Origin of the sequence: Winkia sp. UMB3158 (genome assembly GCF_030217145.1) — a bacterium.
Taxonomy (GTDB): Bacteria; Actinomycetota; Actinomycetes; order Actinomycetales; family Actinomycetaceae; genus Winkia; species Winkia anitrata.
This window is the reverse complement of the sequence record NZ_JASONH010000003.1, coordinates 119998-136651: the sequence shown is the minus strand read 5'-3', so window position 1 is coordinate 136651 and position 16654 is coordinate 119998. Positions and strand designations below refer to the sequence as shown.

The following is a 16654-nucleotide window of genomic DNA, read 5'->3' as shown; positions in this document are numbered from 1 at the left end:
AAGCTATTTGAGGCTTAACAGACAGAGGCACCGTTGCCGGCGCCTCTGTCTAACGGGTTTAGCTATCCTGCTACGACATGCGATCTACTAGCAGATCGGCAAACTCGCACAGCGCTGCATGCGCATCAGATTTGGGAAGCGCGTCCAGGATCTGTTTTGCTTCGGCCGCCCATTCCCTGGCCATCTGCCGAGTCTGTTCCAGCACGGGGTGCTCACGCAGCGCGGACACCACTTCAGCGAGGGCGGCGTCGTCGCTCAGATCCTGCTCCAGCAGGTGCAGAATGCGCTCTCCGGCCTCGTCAATCTCACCGTTGGCAGCCTGGGCCTTCAACAGCAGAGTGGGCAGCGTGTCCACGCCCTCGCGCAAATCGGTACCGGGCGTCTTTCCAGAGGTCTTCGGGTCAGAGGCCAAATCAATCACGTCATCGGCTATCTGGAAGGCTACGCCCACCTTTTCGCCGTACTCGGCAACATAGTTGGCAACCTCGGGTCCTGCCCCACTCATTTCCGCACCGTAGCGGGCAGACTGGGCCACTAGTGACCCGGTCTTATCGGCAAGAACTTGCAGATAGAACGCAACCGCGTCCTCGTCCTCGGCGGGACCGAAGGTTTCGTTCAACTGGCCCATGCACAGTCTCTCAAAGGTAGTGGCGTGTTGTGCCACTGCCTCGGGGCCGAGCTTCGCTACTCGCCGCGATGCCCTGGAGAAGAGCACGTCTCCGGCCAGGATGGCGCGGTTGTTGCCCCAGATGCGCTGTGCCGCAGGCGCTCCCCTTCTTGAGGGCGCCGAGTCCATCACATCGTCGTGGTACAGCGTTGCCAGGTGGGTCAGCTCTACCACTACTGCTGCGTCTAGCACGTCGTTCGCGCTGCGGCGCGAAGGCGACCCTAGTTGGGCGCAGAGGAGTACCAGCATCGGGCGCATGCGCTTGCCCCCGGCTGCCATCAGATGTGCGGTCAGGTCGTCAACTAGGCCGCGTGCCCCCACGACAGAATCGCGGAGGCGACGCTCGACCTCTTCCAGAGCTTCTTCTAATTCGCTCTGCAAGTCAGCTGATTTTAGTGTTACTGCAGTTTGGCTCACGGAACGAAGATAGTCGCATTTGTCAGGAAATTCAGGACCGGCGCGGGGAGAACGCCAAGTAGCACGGTCAAAATGGCACAGATGACCACTACTGGCATGGTAATACCCTGCGATTTCACTGCCTTCGAAGTGCTGGCTGGCTCGTCCATGAACATGGTGCGGGCCAGGTTGAAGTAGTAGAAGGCGGTGATTGCGGATGCTGCAACTGCGATTACCACGAGTGGCCACAGCCCGGCCCTCAAGCCGGTTGCAAACAGGACGAACTTACCGATGAATCCGGCAGTTAGCGGGATGCCTGCGAACGAAAGCAGGAACACCAACATGCACCCTGCCAGTAGCGGAGACTTGCGTCCCAGCCCGGCCCACGCGTCGATCTGGTTAGCTTCGCCAAGGATGTTGCCCTCGGCATCCGTCTGGCGAACGAGCGTGATGGCGGCAAAGGCACCAACGGTCGCGATCGCGTAGGACAGCAGGTAGAACATGATGGCCGAGGTGGACTGGTTATCCATTGCAATCACGGCGATCAAAATAAAGCCTGCGTGAGCGATGGACGAGAAGGCAAGCATCCGCTTGATGTCTTCCTGTACCAGGCCCCAGAAGGTGCCGACGAACATGGTCAGGATTGCCACAATCCACATGAAGATCACGAGGTTCCATCCCAGCTGCCCTGCCACAGTGAAGTAGAAGCGTGCCATTGCCAGGAACGCCGCTGCCTTCACTCCGGCAGCCATGAATCCCGAGATTGGGGTTGGCGCGCCCTGGTAGACGTCTGGGGTCCAGGCGTGGAACGGAGCCGCTCCGACCTTGAATAGGAGGCCTACCGTCATCAGCACTACGCCGGCAAGAAGTAGCCAGTCAAGGTTGCCTCCCTTAGAGGAGACCGCCTTGGCAATGTCGCTCAGTGTCAAGGTGCCGGAGTAGCCGAAGAGCATTGCTTCGCCCATCAGGAAGAAGCCTGAAGAGAAGGCTCCCAAGACGAAGTACTTGATAGCCGATTCCTGGCTGATACGCCTCCTGCGCCTTGCGGTGGCACAAAGGATGTAGAACGGCAGCGAGAATGCCTCAAGAGCAATGAACAGGGTGAGCAGCGAGTTCGCTGCCGGGAACACCATTAGGCCAATGAGGCTGAACAGTGCTAGCGGGAACATCTCGGAACGCTGGTAGCCAAGGTGCTGGGTCATCTCTTCTGCCCTGGAACCGGGTACATCCGCGGGCTGGCCCGCGAACGAGCCGTCCCCGTGCTCTGTTTGATCGGCCATCACCAAGATGGAAAGCAGGCCGATAATCAGCATGATGGCCTGGGCGCCGAAGGTGAGCCCGTCCGCGTTGTATTCGCCCGCGCCAACCGTCTGGGGCATCTTGCCGTAGGTTTCGATGCCGACGATGGTTAGGGCTACTGCAGCCGCTAGGACCGAGATCACGGACCACACCACCTGCACCTTGCGCCTTGCGCCGGCGGGAACGAATGCTTCAATAAGCACACCAACAATGGCCCCTGCCAACAGCACCATTAGCGGGGACAAGATTAGCCACTGACTGAACTGGGTTGCTTGCATGTTACTTCCCTTCCGTATCTGCCCCGGCGCCTACCTGCACTGGAGCAGGCACAACCTGGGAGGCAGTGGGTTCGACCATGGTGGTAACGCCCTTGGGGAAGAACCCAAGTACGAGCATGGCGGCAATCAAAACACCGACTACGCACTTTTGCGATCCGGTCAGATCGACCATGGATTTGCGTTCCGGGTTCGGCGGGCCGGTGAAGATTCGCTGGTATGGAATCAGCGCGTAAAGCACTGCCAAGATCACGCCGAATACTGCGAAGAAGGCAATCACCGGCTGCACCTTGTAGGTGCCTACGAAGACCATGAATTCTGCGGGGAAGCCCGATAGGCCGGGCAACGCGATGGCGGCCAAGGCCGAGATCAGCCACGTGCCTGCGAGCACGGGGGTGATCCGCTGCAACCCACCAAATTCGGCGATCTTCTGGGTGTGTGCCTGCTGGGTCATGAAGCCCGAGATCAGGAACATGCCCGCGATAGATAGGCCGTGGGCGACCATGTACACCATGGCGCCGATTAAGGCGGTCTGGTTACCAATGAAGATGGCCATAACCATCAGCCCGAAGTGGGACACCGAGGTGAAGGAAATCAGTCGCATCAGGTCCTTTTGCCCGATCGCGGCAATTCCGCCCCACAGCACCGAGATGACCGCAACGATTACGATCGGTAGCGCTGCTCTGTGAGAAGCTCCCGGGAAGATTGCCAGACACATGGTGATCATTCCGAAGGTACCGATCTTGTCCAGGACGCCAACTAGCAGTGTCGAGGTGCCCGGGCGGGCCACTTCTGCTGCATCGGGTAGCCAGGTGTGGACGGGAACCATTGGAGCCTTCACAGCAAACGCGGCGAAGAAGCTCAAGAATAGTGCCATCTCGACACCCGCACTAGTGTGCAGCTGTCCGGCCAGGTTCTCGATAAGGAAGGTACCGCGCCCATTCGGAGCCACCACGTACAGGCCGATTACGCCGGCTAGCATGACCAATCCGCCTGCCAACGAGTACAGCAGGAACTTCAGGGCTGCGGCCCGTCCGCCCCGACCATACCTACCAATCATGAAGTAGACCGGGATCAGCATGGCCTCGAATGCCAGGTAGAACAGGAACACGTCGCGAGCGCTGAATATCAGCACCATGAAAGCTTCCGTAGCCAGGATGAGGGCGATGTATCCGCCCTCGGAGGATTCGGAGGAGTTGTAGAAGCCTCCTTCGTTGCCGGAAGCGAGGATCACCAGCAGGGTGAGCAGGGCCGACAGCAGGACCATTACCAGGCCGAGCCCATTTACGCCCAGTGCCCAAGAAACGCCCAGCTGTTGAATCCAGGAGTAGGTTTCTGCCCACTGGTATGCGCCCGACTTGCCAAAGTCGAAACTGGCGGCTGCGGCTATGGCACCGATAAGTACTACACCGGAGGTGAGCACACCAATCAGTCTGCCGCTCTTTCGCAAGGAGGGCACCAGCCACAGCAGCAGGGCTGCGAGCGCGGGGATTGCTACTAACAGAGTAAGTAGCGGGAACGTTGCGTTTATAACTTGCATATCTTACCTACCGCCTCAGAGCCTGGTTCCGAACACAGCGACAAGCGCGAGCAGCACACCGAAGGCGATGTAAGCCGCGTAAGAGCGGATGTGGCCGTTTTGGATTCTGCGGATGAAATTGCCAAGCCCGAGCGAGCCCTTGCCGAGTCCGCCCACGATGCCGTCGATGCCACCCTTGTCGGCAAGAGTGACGCCCTTGGTGAGGGCGATGCCCGGGTGCATGAACAGCGATTCGTTGATCGAGTCTTGGTACAGATCGTTGCGGGCAGCCACCACCATCGGGTTGGCGGCCGGAGCAATCTTGGGAACGGAGTTGCGCCCGTACCTGACCCAGGCCAGAACAGCTCCGATTAGTACTACTGCCAGTGTGCAGATGGTAATTGCCAGCGCCGGAATTACCGGTTCACCGTGCGCGTGGTGCCCGGTAACCGGTTCCAGCCACTTGGCGAAGAATCCGGTCGGAGCAACCGCTATACCAAATCCGATTGCGAAAATTGCCAGGATGATCATCGGCACAGTCATGAGCGGACCGGATTCGTGCGGGTGCACCTGGCCACCGTCGTTGACGGTAGTCCACCGGGCCTTGCCGTGGAATGTCATGAAGAACAGCCTGGACATGTAGAAGGCGGTGATTCCCGCGCCAATCAACGCAATGAGGCCGAAGATCCAGGCGCCAGTGGTGCCGAATGCTTCCGGCACGAAGGCGGATTCGATAATCGGATCCTTGGTGAAGAAACCGGTGAATGGCGGGATGCCGAGGATCGCCAGCCACCCCATCATGAAGGTCAGCCAGGTTACCTTCATGACCTTAGACAGGGCACCAAAGCGCCTCATGTTCACCTGTTCGTTCATTGCGTGCATGATCGAGCCGGCTCCCAGGAACATCAGCGCCTTGAAGAAGCCGTGACCAACCAGGTGCAAGATTGCGAAGGCCCAGCCAATCGGGCCGAGCCCGGCGGCCAGCATCATGTAACCGATCTGGGACATGGTAGATGCGGCCAGCACCTTCTTCATGTCGTCCTTGGCACAACCGACGATGGCGCCGAACAGCAACGTGATTGCCCCGACGATTGCCACCAGCAGCTGCGCTGTAGGAGCTGCAGAGTAAATACCGCCCGAGCGTACCATCAGGTAGACGCCCGCGGTCACCATGGTGGCGGCGTGGATCAGTGCAGACACCGGTGTCGGACCGGCCATTGCGTCGCCAAGCCATGCTTGCAACGGGAACTGCGCGGATTTACCACAGGCAGCTACCAATAGGAAGATTCCGATAATGGTTGCCCAGTGCCGCCCCATCGAGCCGTCGGCCGCAGCCCCCAGCACGTCGGAGTAGGCAAAGGAGTTGGTTACCTTGAACATCGCCATCATTGCCAGCAGCAGGCCCATGTCGCCAACACGGTTCATGACGAATGCCTTCTTCGCAGCAGTGGCGTTTTCCGGCACGTGGTTCCAGAAGCCGATCAGCAAGTAGGAGGCAAGGCCTACGCCTTCCCAACCGAAGAACAGCAGCAGGTAGGAATCGGCCAGCACCAGGGTGAGCATGGCCGCGATGAAGAAGTTCAAGTAGGCGAAGAACCGGCGCCTGTCAGCATCGTGTTCCATGTACGCCACTGCGTAGACATGGATAAGCGAGCCGACGAAAGTCACCAGCATTACGAAGGTCATCGAGAGCGGATCGAGAAGCAGTCCCAGATCGATCGCGTGGTCGGAGCCGAGGCCCGCCCATTCAAACAGGTGCGTGCGCAACGCCCTCGAACCAGGTTCCATGCCGTACAGCTGCAAGATGACGAGCAATCCGACGACGAAAGAAGCCCAGGAGGCAACTACGCCAATCCAGTGCCCCCAGCGGTCGCTTGCCCGTCCTAGGAGCAGCAGGACTCCGGCGCTCACTAGCGGGAGCGCGATCATCAGCCACGCGTAGGCGGCCGCACCGGTGGCTACCCCAGGTGCCATAGCATTCATTTGAGCTAGCCTCCTAGTTCTTCATCAAGTTCAGCGCATCAACGGAAGTGGTGCGCCTGGTCTTGAAGATCGATACGACAATGGACAACCCGACCACTACTTCGGCAGCAGCAACAACCATCACGAAGAACGCCATTGTCTGGCCTTCGATGTTGTTGTGCATGCGCGCAAAAGTGACGAGCATAAGATTCACCGAATTGAGCATCAGTTCGACCCCCATGAGGGCGATCAGTGCGGTGCGTCGAGTAAGCACGGTGACAGCGCCAATGGCAAATAGGACTATCGCCAGGACGATGTAGTTGGTGAGACTCACTTGTCTTCACCTTCCTTTCCCTCGACGGTTTGCGAGTGGGCCTTTTCGACCTCGCGCTTACCGGGCTGCATAAGACCTGTGGGAGCTGACTGCCCAGGCATCCCCCAGGCTCCAGAGCGACCCACGGCCTGAGTGGCTTCGCGTCCGTGCAGACCCTTTGCCTTGTCGCCGTGCCGCTGTTCGCGCAGCGCGGTCGAGGCGGAAGGTTCAACAGTTGAAAGGGTCCTAGCTTCCCCACGGGCACGCAGCACGCGCGATACCGACGCCTCAATGGGCTCGCCGGTTTCACCGGAGATCGCAGGTACGTCCACCGCGTTAGTGGAGGCGTAAACGCCAGGCGCGGGCAACTGACCGATGTGGGTGCCGCGGGTACGCCATGCGTTCCAGCGTGCTGCCAACGTGTGCCGCTGGTCTGCCTTGGGAGCCAGTCGATCTGCGTGGTTCAGCAACATCGAACCAACCACCGCGGTAATCAGCAGCACGTCGGCGAGTACCAACGTGTGAGTGTGCTGGGTAAAGATTGAGATGCCAACCGCGACCGGATTATCGGCTCCGTTAGCATCGGCAAGATGGCCCACCGCCGGAAGTTTCGAGGCGACGATCGCGCAAGTGAGTAGCGCAATTAGGACTGCACCGGCCAAGTATGCGAACCACCTCAATGAAGCCGTAGACTTTCGGTAGTTATCGGAGGCCGACACGCCCACCATCATGACCACGAACAAGATCATCATCATGATTGCGCCCGTGTAGACAACTACTTGGACGACACCCAGGAAGAGTCCGCCCTGCTCGATGTAGAGCAAAGCCAGAATCAGCATTGCTGCCACCATACAAATTGCCGAGTGGACTGCCTTGCGACATAGGGCCACCCCTAGGGCCGCAAGCACCAGCAGTGGTGCAGCAACCCAAAACATCACCGTCTCGCCGGTGCTGATGGACTGCGCCGCTAGCGGTAAGAGCGTGTTCACAGTGCTTCCTCCTTTACCGCCTTAGCAGTCTTGAGTGTGGGATCGTCAGGGCGCTTCTGCTCTACCCACTGGATCTGTGCCTGAGTCGGACCGGAGACGGCTCCCTTGTAGTAGTCCGAGTCGGTAGTACCTTCGACCATCGGGTGCGGAGCAGCGAGCATGCCTTCCTGCATCGGAGCCAGCAGCTGATCCTTTTCGTAGATCAACCGATCGCGGTGCTGTTCTGCCAGCTCGAAGTCATTACTCATGGTGAGTGCTCGAGTGGGGCATGCCTCTATGCAGTAGCCGCAGAAAATGCACCTGAGGTAGTTCACCTGGTAAACGCGCCCATAGCGTTCCCCGGGCGAATACTGCGCGTCGGGCCGGTTTACCGCGGCTTCGACCAAGATGGCGTCGGCTGGGCATGCCCATGCACACAATTCACAACCGATGCACTTTTCTAGGCCGTCGGCATACCTATTTAGGCGGTGCCTGCCGTGGAAACGAGGTTGCACATAAGGTCCCTCGAATGGGTACTGTTCCGTTACCGTGGGGCGGAAGAACGAGGAGATGGTTACTCCGAATCCTGCCCATGGCGAAAACAGCTTCCCTAGTGGGCCCTTAGGATCATGCTCGTAACGCATGTCCTCGCGGGTTGGATTTCGTTTACTCACTGGGTTCATCTTCCTTCCCTGCGGTAGCAAGGGCTACTTCTGCGCGACCGGCACGCGGGCTGACAGGCATTTGTTGGCCTAGGCGCGGCGGCACCGGATAGCCTCCTGCCATCGGATCAAATGGCTTCTCGGGACCGGTATCCGCCCTCTTTTCGCGCCCGGTAAATCCGATGATGACCAGCGCGATCAGGAATATTACGGCGATACCGATGAGCAGCTGGGTAAGGGTGACGTTCGCGTACAAGCTGATTCCGCGCATCAGCGCCACGATTACTAGCCAACCAAGCGAAATGGGCAGAAGCACCTTCCAACCCAGATTCATCAGCTGGTCGTAGCGCACACGCACCAAAGTTGCGCGAACCCAAATGATGCAGAAGGCCACGGCCCACATCTTGGTGATGAACCAGATCATTGGGAAGAAGCCGGTGTTTAGTACGCCGCCAAGAATGTGGTCGCCGAACGGGAATCGCCAACCGCCCAGGAACAGGGTGGTAAACACGCACGAGACGTTGAACATATTGATGTATTCGGCCAGGTAGTACCAGGCGAACTTCATCGAGGAATATTCCGTTTCGTGGCCGGCTACCAGCTCGCCCTCACATTCGGGAAGGTCGAACGGCAGACGGTTGATCTCGGCAACCGAGGAGATGAAATAGATGCATGCTGCCGGAATGAGGGCGAAGATCCACCACACTGGCGATTGGGCCGCCACGATCTGCGAGGTGCGCATGGAACCAGAGACGATGAATACCGTCACCATCGCCATGCCCATGCCTAGTTCGTAGCTGATGACCTGAGCCGACGAACGCATTGCGCCTAGCAGTGGCAGGGTGCCCTTAGAAGACCAGCCGCCCAGAATAATGCCGTACACCCCCAATGAGGCAATGGCCAGAATGTAAAGGCCGCCGATCGACGGATCCATCAGCTGCAACGGAGTGGAGTGGCCAAGAATATTCACGTTGGGGCCGAACGGGATTACCGCTAGCACCATGAAGGCGCTAAATGCCGCAACCAACGGACCAACCAGATACAGGATTCGATCCACGCCCTGCTTATTGAAGTCTTCCTTGACTAGCAGTTTCACCGCGTCTGCCACTGCCTGGAGCAAGCCCAGCGGACCGTGGACGTTTGGGCCAGGACGAGTCTGCATGCGAGCAAGACCACGCCTTTCCACCCACAGCGCCATAATGACTGTGATCAGCAAGAACACAATGATGAAGACCGCTTTGATAAGAGTCAGCCACCATGTCTCTTGGCTAAAATCTGCCGGCTGGACCTCATGGCCTGCCGTCGAGAACATTGTTAGAGCGTTCACCGGGTCACCTCCGAGGCAGTAACGCTTACTACAGCGCCGCTTCCGACGCCTAAGGTTTCGTATACGTGGGAGCGGTCAGAGCACTGCGGCAACCAGACCACGCGATCAACCATGTCGCACACGTGCGCTGGCAGGGTGATGGTTCCCGCTTCGGTAGAGATGTCTACCCGTGCGCCCTCGGCAATGCCGAACGACTTCGGTACCCATGCCACAGAGCGGCGGGCGCTTCCTGCCAAGGCAGGGTTGCCGGTTAGCAGCACACCGTGGTCGAGCAGCGGCTTGTGCGTTGCCAGCACGGCCTGACCAGCACCGGGAGCCGCCAGCGCCGCTGGCGCCTGATGCGGGCGCAGCGCCCTCTTGCCTTCCCAGTTCATCAACTGGTTAGCTTCGGCGTGCACGTCGCGCAGGGAAGCAAAAGCAATTGGCCGTTCCAGCTCGGTGGCCAACTGGTCTAGCACTTCCCTATCGCTCATCGCAGGGGTGGACAGTGCCTGTCCGAACGGCCGCAGTCGACCTTCCCAGTTGATGAACGTGCCAGCCTTCTCGGCAACCGGTGCCACGGGCAAAACCACGTCGGCAATCTGGGTAACAGGAGTCTGCAGCACCTCGAGGCTTACGACGAAGCCGGCATTCTTGATGGCTGCCAAAGCATCGCCGGGCAGGTCGCGGGTATCTACCCCGCCCACTACGAGGGCGTCGACCTCGCCGGTCGATGCGCCCTGCAAGATTCCGGCCAAATCAAGGCCTTCACCTGCCGGTACCTCATCCCACAGCTGCTCTAGCGAAGCGCGCGCTGCCGGATCGGCGACTGCGCGTCCGAAGGGAAGCATCGAAGGCACGAGTCCAGCCTCCAAAGCGCCCCTTTCCCCGGCTCGGCGAGGTACCCACGCAAGCTTTGCGCCGGTACGTTCGGCCAATTTGACGGTTTCGGTTAGCAATCCGGGAACCTGGGCGGCGCGTTCGCCTACGAAGATGACGCCATTAGTAAGACCTTCCGCGATATGCGACTGGTCACCTTCCGCGTCCTTCTGTATAGAAGCAAGCACTTCCGGTTCCGTGCCAGGAGCGGCAGGAACGTGCACAGCCCCCATCTTGGCCGAGCCATTGGTAAAGATCGGCGCCACGGTTGCGACCTTCAGTCCCTTGCGGGATGCCTTGCGCAAGCGCAGGAACAAGGTGGCGCACTCATCTTCGGGCTCCAGCCCTACAAGAAGCACCTGTTCGGACTTGTCGATGTCGGCGTAAGTTACGTCCAGGCCGCTGCCCGCAATGCTGGAAGCCAAGAATGCTTCTTCTTCGGCCCCGGTAGTGCGGAATCGGGCATCAACGTTGTTAGTGCGCAGTGCGACGCGGGCGAATTTGCTCCACGCGAAGGCATCCTCGAAGGTCAGGCGGCCACCTGGCAGCAATGCCGGGTTCTTTGCCTTAGCCAAACCTTGGGCGGCCCTGTCGAAAGCATCTGCCCACGAGGTCGGAACTAGCTTTCCGTCCTCGCGCACTAGCGGCATGGACAGGCGGTTCTCGCCAAACTGCCACTGGTAGGCAAAACGGTCCTTGTCAGAAATCCATTCCTCGTTTACGTCCATATCGCGCCCCGCCAAGCGGCGGACGATGTTGCCGCGCCTTACGTCGTTGCGGATGACCGCACCGGAAGCGTCGTGCTCGGTAACAGCTGGCGTGGAAACCAGGTCGAAGGGGCGAGCCCTGAACCGGTAGGTGGCAGAAGTCAGCGCACCCACCGGGCAAATCTGGATGACGTTGCCGGCGAAGTAACTAGAGAAACGGCGACCCGACTGATCTTCGTCAGCCGGTACGATCTGACCCGTGTGGAAGCCCTGGGCGGCACCAGCCTGCCCGCTAGGACCAGAAATCTTGGAAGCATTCGCAGCAGTGGAACCACAGCAATCCTCGGAAGCGATGCCGAGGCTCTTGGTATCAAAGCGGCCGATCTGCTCCCCCATGAACACATGGTGATCGCGCGGGGAGGAACCGCCGCCGCGCCCCTGCAAGTCAATAAACGGGTCGCCCGCAATCTGCTTCTGGAACCGGACGCAGCGCTGGCACAGAATACAGCGGTCGCGGTCTAGCAACACAGTAGACGACAGCGACACCGGCTTGGGGAAGGTTCGCTTAGCTTCGCCGAAACGCGATTCTCCTTGCCCATGCGACATTGCCTGGTTCTGCAATGGGCACTCGCCGCCCTTATCGCAGATTGGACAGTCCAAGGGGTGGTTGATCAGCAGGAACTCCATAATTCCGTGCTGGGCCTTCTTGGCCACGTCAGAAGTGCGCTGGGTGAAAACCTCCATTTTTGGAGCCACCGTCATGGTGCAAGCCGGCTGCGGCTTAGGCATCTTTGAAACTTCGCCAGACCGGTTCGGCATTGCCACCTCTACAAGACACTGCCGGCAGGCACCAGCCGGGTCTAGCAGCGGATGGTCACAGAAACGAGGAATGTGAATCCCAAGTTTTTCAGCAGCCCTGATAATCAGCGTCCCCTTGGGGACTTCGACGCTCTGCCCGTCGATCTGGATAGTGATCAACTCGCTCGCTTCACTCATCGGGCGCCTCCTTCACTGAACTTGGTGGATGCTTCGTAGGGGAAAAGCTCCCAGGCGGGAGTGCGGTAGCCGGCCTCGAATTCTTCCCGGAAGTACTTGAGGGACTTCGGGATTGGGGTAGCGGCCGCATCACCGAGGGCGCAGAAAGACCTACCGCCGATGTTTGAACAGATGTCTTCCATCAGCTCGATATCGCCGGGGCGCCCCTTGCCTTCCAACAGGCGGTGCATAATCTGCTTCAGCCAGTAAGTGCCCTCGCGACACGGCGTGCACTTACCGCAAGATTCATGCTGGTAGAAATCGATCCACTGCGCGATTACGCGAACCACAGATACCGTCTCGTCAAAGACCTGAATTGCACGGGTTGCCAGCATCGAACCAGCAGCCGCCACATCTTGGTAGGTCAACGGCACGTCTAGCTGTTCAGGCGTGAAAATTGGAGCCGAAGAACCGCCAACGGCCCAGAACTTCAGTTCGTGGCCCTCGCGTACTCCCCCGCACATCTCTAGCATCTCGCGCATGGTGATACCCAGCGGAGCCTCAAACTGGCCCGGGTTCTTCACGTGCCCGGAGATCGAGAAGATGCCATGCCCACGGGACTTTTCGGTGCCCATGCAGGCGTACCAGTCAACCGAGTTCTTGAAGACGCCGGGAACCTGCGAGATGGTCTCGACATTGTTCACCACAGTCGGGCGCGAGTAGAGGCCCGAAACGGCCGGGAAGGGCGGCTTCAGCCTTGGGTGACCGCGTCTTCCTTCCAAAGAATCCAACAGCGCAGTTTCCTCGCCGCAGATGTAAGCGCCCGCACCGGCGTGCGCCACGATCTTCAGCTCCCCAAGAATGCCGGCAGCTTCAGCCTCGGCAATCGCCGACAGGATGCGCCGGTACACATGGGCTACCTCGCCACGCAAGTACAAGAAGGCCTGCTTACACCCAATAGCATGGGAAGTAATGGCCATGCCCTCTACCAGACAGTGCGGATTGGCCATGATCTGCGGCATGTCCTTGCAAGTGCCCGGCTCCGATTCGTCGCCGTTTACTACTAGGTACCGCGGGCCGCCGTCGTCAGGAGGCAAGAAGGACCACTTCATGCCCGCCGGGAAGCCTGCGCCGCCACGGCCGGCCAGACCGGAGGACTTTACCGCGCTCACCACGTCCTCGGGCTTCATTGTCCGGGCCTTCTTCAGCCCCTCATAACCCCCGTGAGCCAGGTAGTGCTCAAGGGTCCACGACCGGTCCTCGCCCCAATGTTCGGTGAGGATAGGCGTCAGAGTGTCAGTGGTTATGCCGTTCACTTGTCCTCTTCCCCTTCTTTTTCAGCCTTGGCTCGCTCCGCCTCAGCAGCGGCAATTGCCTGCTGATTGTCCGGCGCCTTCCAGCCCTTCTGCCGGGCAATGCGAAGGCCCAACGTGGAAGGTTCCCCAGCCGAAGGACCTTCGTGCTGGTGGCCATCCAAGAACCCCGCCAACAGGTGTTCGTTCTCTTTGAAAGTCGGGCACACCTCCGGGCCGCGAGTGGGATGAAGCGGTCGATCTGCCTTGATGTCTTCAACCAGGTCCAATGCGGACTGCGGTGTCTGGTTGTCGAAGAACTCCCAATTGACCATGACCACCGGAGCATAATCGCAAGCAGCATTACACTCGATTGCTTCCAACGTGATCTTTCCATCTTCAGTAGTCTCGTCAGTGCCGATTCCCAGCTGCGACGAGACCGCCTCGTAAATGGCATCCCCGCCCAGCACCGCGCACAGAGCGTTAGTGCAAATGCCAACGTTATATTTGCCGGCAGGGTGACGCTTGAACTGCGTGTAGAAGGTGGCAACCGCCGAAACCTCGCTGCGCGAGAGCTCTAGCATCTGCGCGCAAAAAGCAATGCCATCGGCACTAACAAACCCGTCCTCGGACTGAACCAAGTGCAGCATCGGGATCAACGCCGACTGCTGGTGCCCCTTTGGGTAACGGTCCATGATCTGCTGGGCCTCACGCCGCAGCCTTTCTTCGACCTCGGATGAATACTTACTCATTAGCGGTCAACCCCTCCCAATACCGGATCTAGCGATGCCAGCGAAACGATGAGGTCGGAAATCATGCCGCCCTCGGCAAGCAACGAAAGTGACTGCAGATTCGAGAAGGAGGGTTCGCGGAAGTGGACTCTATACGGGCGAGTGCCGCCATTCGAAACCACGTGGCAACCCATGATGCCCTTCGCGTGTTCAATGATCTGGGTGGCCTGTCCAGCCGGGACTTTGAAGCCCTCAGTAACCAGCTTGAAGTGATGGATTAGAGCCTCCATGGAGGTTCCCATGATGTGTCGGATGTGCTCGAGCGAGTTGCCCTGCCCATCGGCTGCCACCGAGAGCTGCGACGGCCAAGCAATTGCTTTGTCCTCTACCATCACGCGCTCGCCCTCGCACTGATCCAGCCGATCGAGCACCTGCTCAATGATGCGGAAGGACTGGTAGCACTCGTCGAAACGCACGCGCACACGACCGTAGGCATCAGAGGTTTCCTGCGTGCACACATCAAAATCGAGCGTTTCATAGCCGCTGTAAGGCATCATTTTGCGCACGTCATAGGCAAAACCTGCGGCGCGCAAGGACGGACCGGTAAGGCCCATAGCGAAGATTGCCTCCGGGGAGATGTAAGAAACGCCCTGGAAACGCGACTTGAAAATCGGGTTATCCATGATTAAGTCTTCCAGCTCGCCAAGATCGCGGCGCACCTTCGGAAGCTGATCGCGCACATATTCTGTAGTACCAGCGGGCAGGTCCTGGGCCACCCCGCCTACGCGCAGATACGCGTTGTTCATACGCAACCCGGTGACGCGTTCGAAGATGCGGAAGATCTCTTCGCGGCCACGGAAAGCGATGGTCATTAGCGTGGTGCCACCCAGCTCGTTACCGGTAGTGCCGATGGCCACGATGTGCGAGGCCGCTCGGGTGAGCTCCATCATCAGCACGCGAATTAACCGGGCGCGCTCCGAAATTTGATCGGTGATGCCCATCAGCTTTTCGACCGCCATCACATAGGCCGCCTCGTTCAGCATCGACGCCACATAGTCCATACGCGTGCAGAAGGTGGAACCTTGCGCCCACGTGCGGTATTCCATGTTCTTTTCGATGCCGGTGTGTAGGTATCCGGTGCCCACGTGTACCTTGCGCACGATCTCGCCATCAATTTCGACGATCAGACGAAGCACCCCGTGGGTGGAGGGGTGAACCGGGCCTAGGTTCACAACGATGCGTTCGTTTACCAGCTTCTCGTGTAAAGACTGCTGTTCAATCTGCTGGGTAACTTCGTCCCAGTCGCCACCAGAGGAAGTGAACTCTGGCAGTTCCTCGTCATCAATGACGGGAGGAGCAGCCTGGTAAAGAGGTGTTGAATGCGACATTAGTTGTAAGACCTCCGTACGTCCGCGGGCGGAACGGTGGCGCCCTTGTACTGAACCGGGATGCCGCCTAGTGGATAATCCTTGCGCTGGGGATGACCTACCCAATCATCGGGCAGCGCCGTGCGAGTAAGAGACGGGTGACCGGTGAACACGATGCCCATAAGGTCCCAAGTTTCGCGCTCGTGCCAGTCGTTGCCGGGGTACACCGAAACCACCGAAGGGATGGTCGGATCTTCTTCGGAGCAGGTGACTTCCAGACGGAGCTGCCTGCCGTGGGTGAAGGACAGGAGCATGTAGCAGGCGTGTAGTTCCCTGCCAGCATCGGCCGGGTAGTGCACTCCGTTGACGCCTAGACACATTTCGAAGCGCAGATCCTGGTCGTCACGCAACATCTTGCACACCTGGACGATGTGTTCCTTGCTGATGAAGAGGGTCAGTTCGTCGCGATCGACAACAACGCGCTCTATAACCTTGCCAACTTCCAGTCCGGCCTCGCGGATGTCTTCTTCAAGGGCGTCGACGGCGGCATCGAACCAGCCACCGTAGGGCCGAGCAGATTCGCCGGGAAGGAAGATCTTCTGTTCCAGGCCCCCAAAGCCGGTGGTGTCGCCGGCGTCGGCTACGTGGAATAACCCCTGCCTGGTGCCCACCAGTTCCGGACCGGGCTTGGCGCGCTCTGCGCCTGCCTGCTCCGAGGAGGGAACAATATTGTTTTCGCTCATGCCAGCAGTCCCTTCTGCATGTGAGTGGGGGTAGCTTCGAGGGCGGCCTGTTCGGCCAACCGGGCTACTTCGCGGCGACGCTTCTCAGTAAGCGGCTCCTGGTAGTGGATCTGATCGTGAAGAACCAAGATCGCATTGATCAGCGCCTCTGGCCGCGGCGGGCAGCCGGGCAAATACACATCCACGGGAACCACGTGGTCGCAGCCCTGAATTACCGCGTAATTGTTGAACATGCCGCCGGTGGAGGCACACGCGCCCATAGAGATAACCCACTTCGGTTCGGGCATCGAATCGTAGACGTTGCGAATAATAGGCGCCATCTTGTGGGCTACTCGTCCAGAAACGATCATTAGGTCTGCGTGGCGGGGCGAAGCACGGAAGACCTCCATGCCAAACCTAGAGATGTCGTAGCGCGGGGTGCCCGCAGACATCATTTCAATCGCGCAGCAGGCGAGGCCCATAGTGACGGGCCATACCGATGCTTTCCGGGCTAGGCCTACCAGGCGCTCCATTGAGGTAATTGCGAAACCGTTCGGCAGATCATTTTCCATCTGCTCGCGGCGGCCACCAATTTCAGCCATTTTCAACCCTTT

General features: G+C 59.2%; 14 protein-coding genes. All 14 read right to left on the bottom strand.

Going from position 1 to position 16654, the window contains the following annotated elements:
- Positions 1-70: 70 nt before the first annotated feature.
- Genes QP400_RS04145 through QP400_RS04080 form a run of 14 tightly spaced genes read right to left on the bottom strand, consistent with a single transcriptional unit; the run spans position 71 to position 16642 of the window.
- On the bottom strand, positions 71-1084 hold the full coding sequence (locus QP400_RS04145; RefSeq protein WP_004807377.1) for a polyprenyl synthetase family protein: 1014 nt from the start codon (positions 1082-1084) through the stop codon (positions 71-73).
- Positions 1081-2640 (bottom strand): NADH-quinone oxidoreductase subunit NuoN, encoded by a 1560-nt coding sequence (gene nuoN / locus QP400_RS04140; protein ID WP_004807375.1) that lies wholly within the window; start codon positions 2638-2640, stop codon positions 1081-1083. The genes QP400_RS04145 and nuoN overlap by 4 nt, the downstream gene beginning before the upstream one ends.
- A 1-nt stretch (position 2641) precedes the next feature.
- The gene (locus QP400_RS04135) at positions 2642-4177 is read right to left on the bottom strand and encodes an NADH-quinone oxidoreductase subunit M (RefSeq protein ID WP_004807373.1); all 1536 of its coding nucleotides are present in this window, start codon (positions 4175-4177) and stop codon (positions 2642-2644) included.
- Between the two features lie 15 nt (positions 4178-4192).
- Positions 4193-6139 (bottom strand): NADH-quinone oxidoreductase subunit L, encoded by a 1947-nt coding sequence (gene nuoL / locus QP400_RS04130; protein ID WP_004807371.1) that lies wholly within the window; start codon positions 6137-6139, stop codon positions 4193-4195.
- Positions 6140-6152: 13 nt separating this feature from the next.
- Positions 6153-6452, bottom strand: a complete 300-nt coding sequence (nuoK, locus tag QP400_RS04125; RefSeq protein WP_004807370.1) for an NADH-quinone oxidoreductase subunit NuoK — start codon at positions 6450-6452, stop codon at positions 6153-6155.
- The gene (locus QP400_RS04120) at positions 6449-7420 is read right to left on the bottom strand and encodes an NADH-quinone oxidoreductase subunit J (protein WP_004807368.1); all 972 of its coding nucleotides are present in this window, start codon (positions 7418-7420) and stop codon (positions 6449-6451) included. The genes nuoK and QP400_RS04120 overlap by 4 nt, the downstream gene beginning before the upstream one ends.
- Positions 7417-8082, bottom strand: a complete 666-nt coding sequence (nuoI, locus tag QP400_RS04115) for an NADH-quinone oxidoreductase subunit NuoI (RefSeq protein ID WP_004807365.1) — start codon at positions 8080-8082, stop codon at positions 7417-7419. Before nuoI ends, QP400_RS04120 begins: the two co-directional genes overlap by 4 nt.
- A complete protein-coding gene (nuoH, locus tag QP400_RS04110; RefSeq protein WP_040315340.1) occupies positions 8066-9373 on the bottom strand; it encodes an NADH-quinone oxidoreductase subunit NuoH in 1308 nt (435 codons plus the stop codon). The genes nuoI and nuoH overlap by 17 nt, the downstream gene beginning before the upstream one ends.
- Positions 9374-9384: 11 nt before the next feature.
- Positions 9385-11949: an NADH-quinone oxidoreductase subunit G gene (locus tag QP400_RS04105; protein WP_004807362.1), complete on the bottom strand. Its 2565-nt coding sequence runs from the start codon at positions 11947-11949 to the stop codon at positions 9385-9387.
- Entirely contained in the window at positions 11946-13244 is a 1299-nt protein-coding gene (gene nuoF, locus QP400_RS04100) for an NADH-quinone oxidoreductase subunit NuoF (protein ID WP_004807360.1), read from the bottom strand. Before nuoF ends, QP400_RS04105 begins: the two co-directional genes overlap by 4 nt.
- Positions 13241-13972: an NADH-quinone oxidoreductase subunit NuoE gene (nuoE, locus tag QP400_RS04095; protein ID WP_004807359.1), complete on the bottom strand. Its 732-nt coding sequence runs from the start codon at positions 13970-13972 to the stop codon at positions 13241-13243. Before nuoE ends, nuoF begins: the two co-directional genes overlap by 4 nt.
- Entirely contained in the window at positions 13972-15339 is a 1368-nt protein-coding gene (locus QP400_RS04090; RefSeq protein ID WP_004807357.1) for an NADH-quinone oxidoreductase subunit D, read from the bottom strand. Before QP400_RS04090 ends, nuoE begins: the two co-directional genes overlap by 1 nt.
- Positions 15339-16061 carry an NADH-quinone oxidoreductase subunit C gene (locus QP400_RS04085; protein WP_004807356.1) on the bottom strand — a complete coding sequence of 241 codons (723 nt, stop codon included), beginning with the start codon at positions 16059-16061 and terminating at the stop codon, positions 15339-15341. Before QP400_RS04085 ends, QP400_RS04090 begins: the two co-directional genes overlap by 1 nt.
- Positions 16058-16642: an NADH-quinone oxidoreductase subunit B gene (locus QP400_RS04080; RefSeq protein ID WP_004807354.1), complete on the bottom strand. Its 585-nt coding sequence runs from the start codon at positions 16640-16642 to the stop codon at positions 16058-16060. Before QP400_RS04080 ends, QP400_RS04085 begins: the two co-directional genes overlap by 4 nt.
- Positions 16643-16654 lie beyond the last annotated feature (12 nt).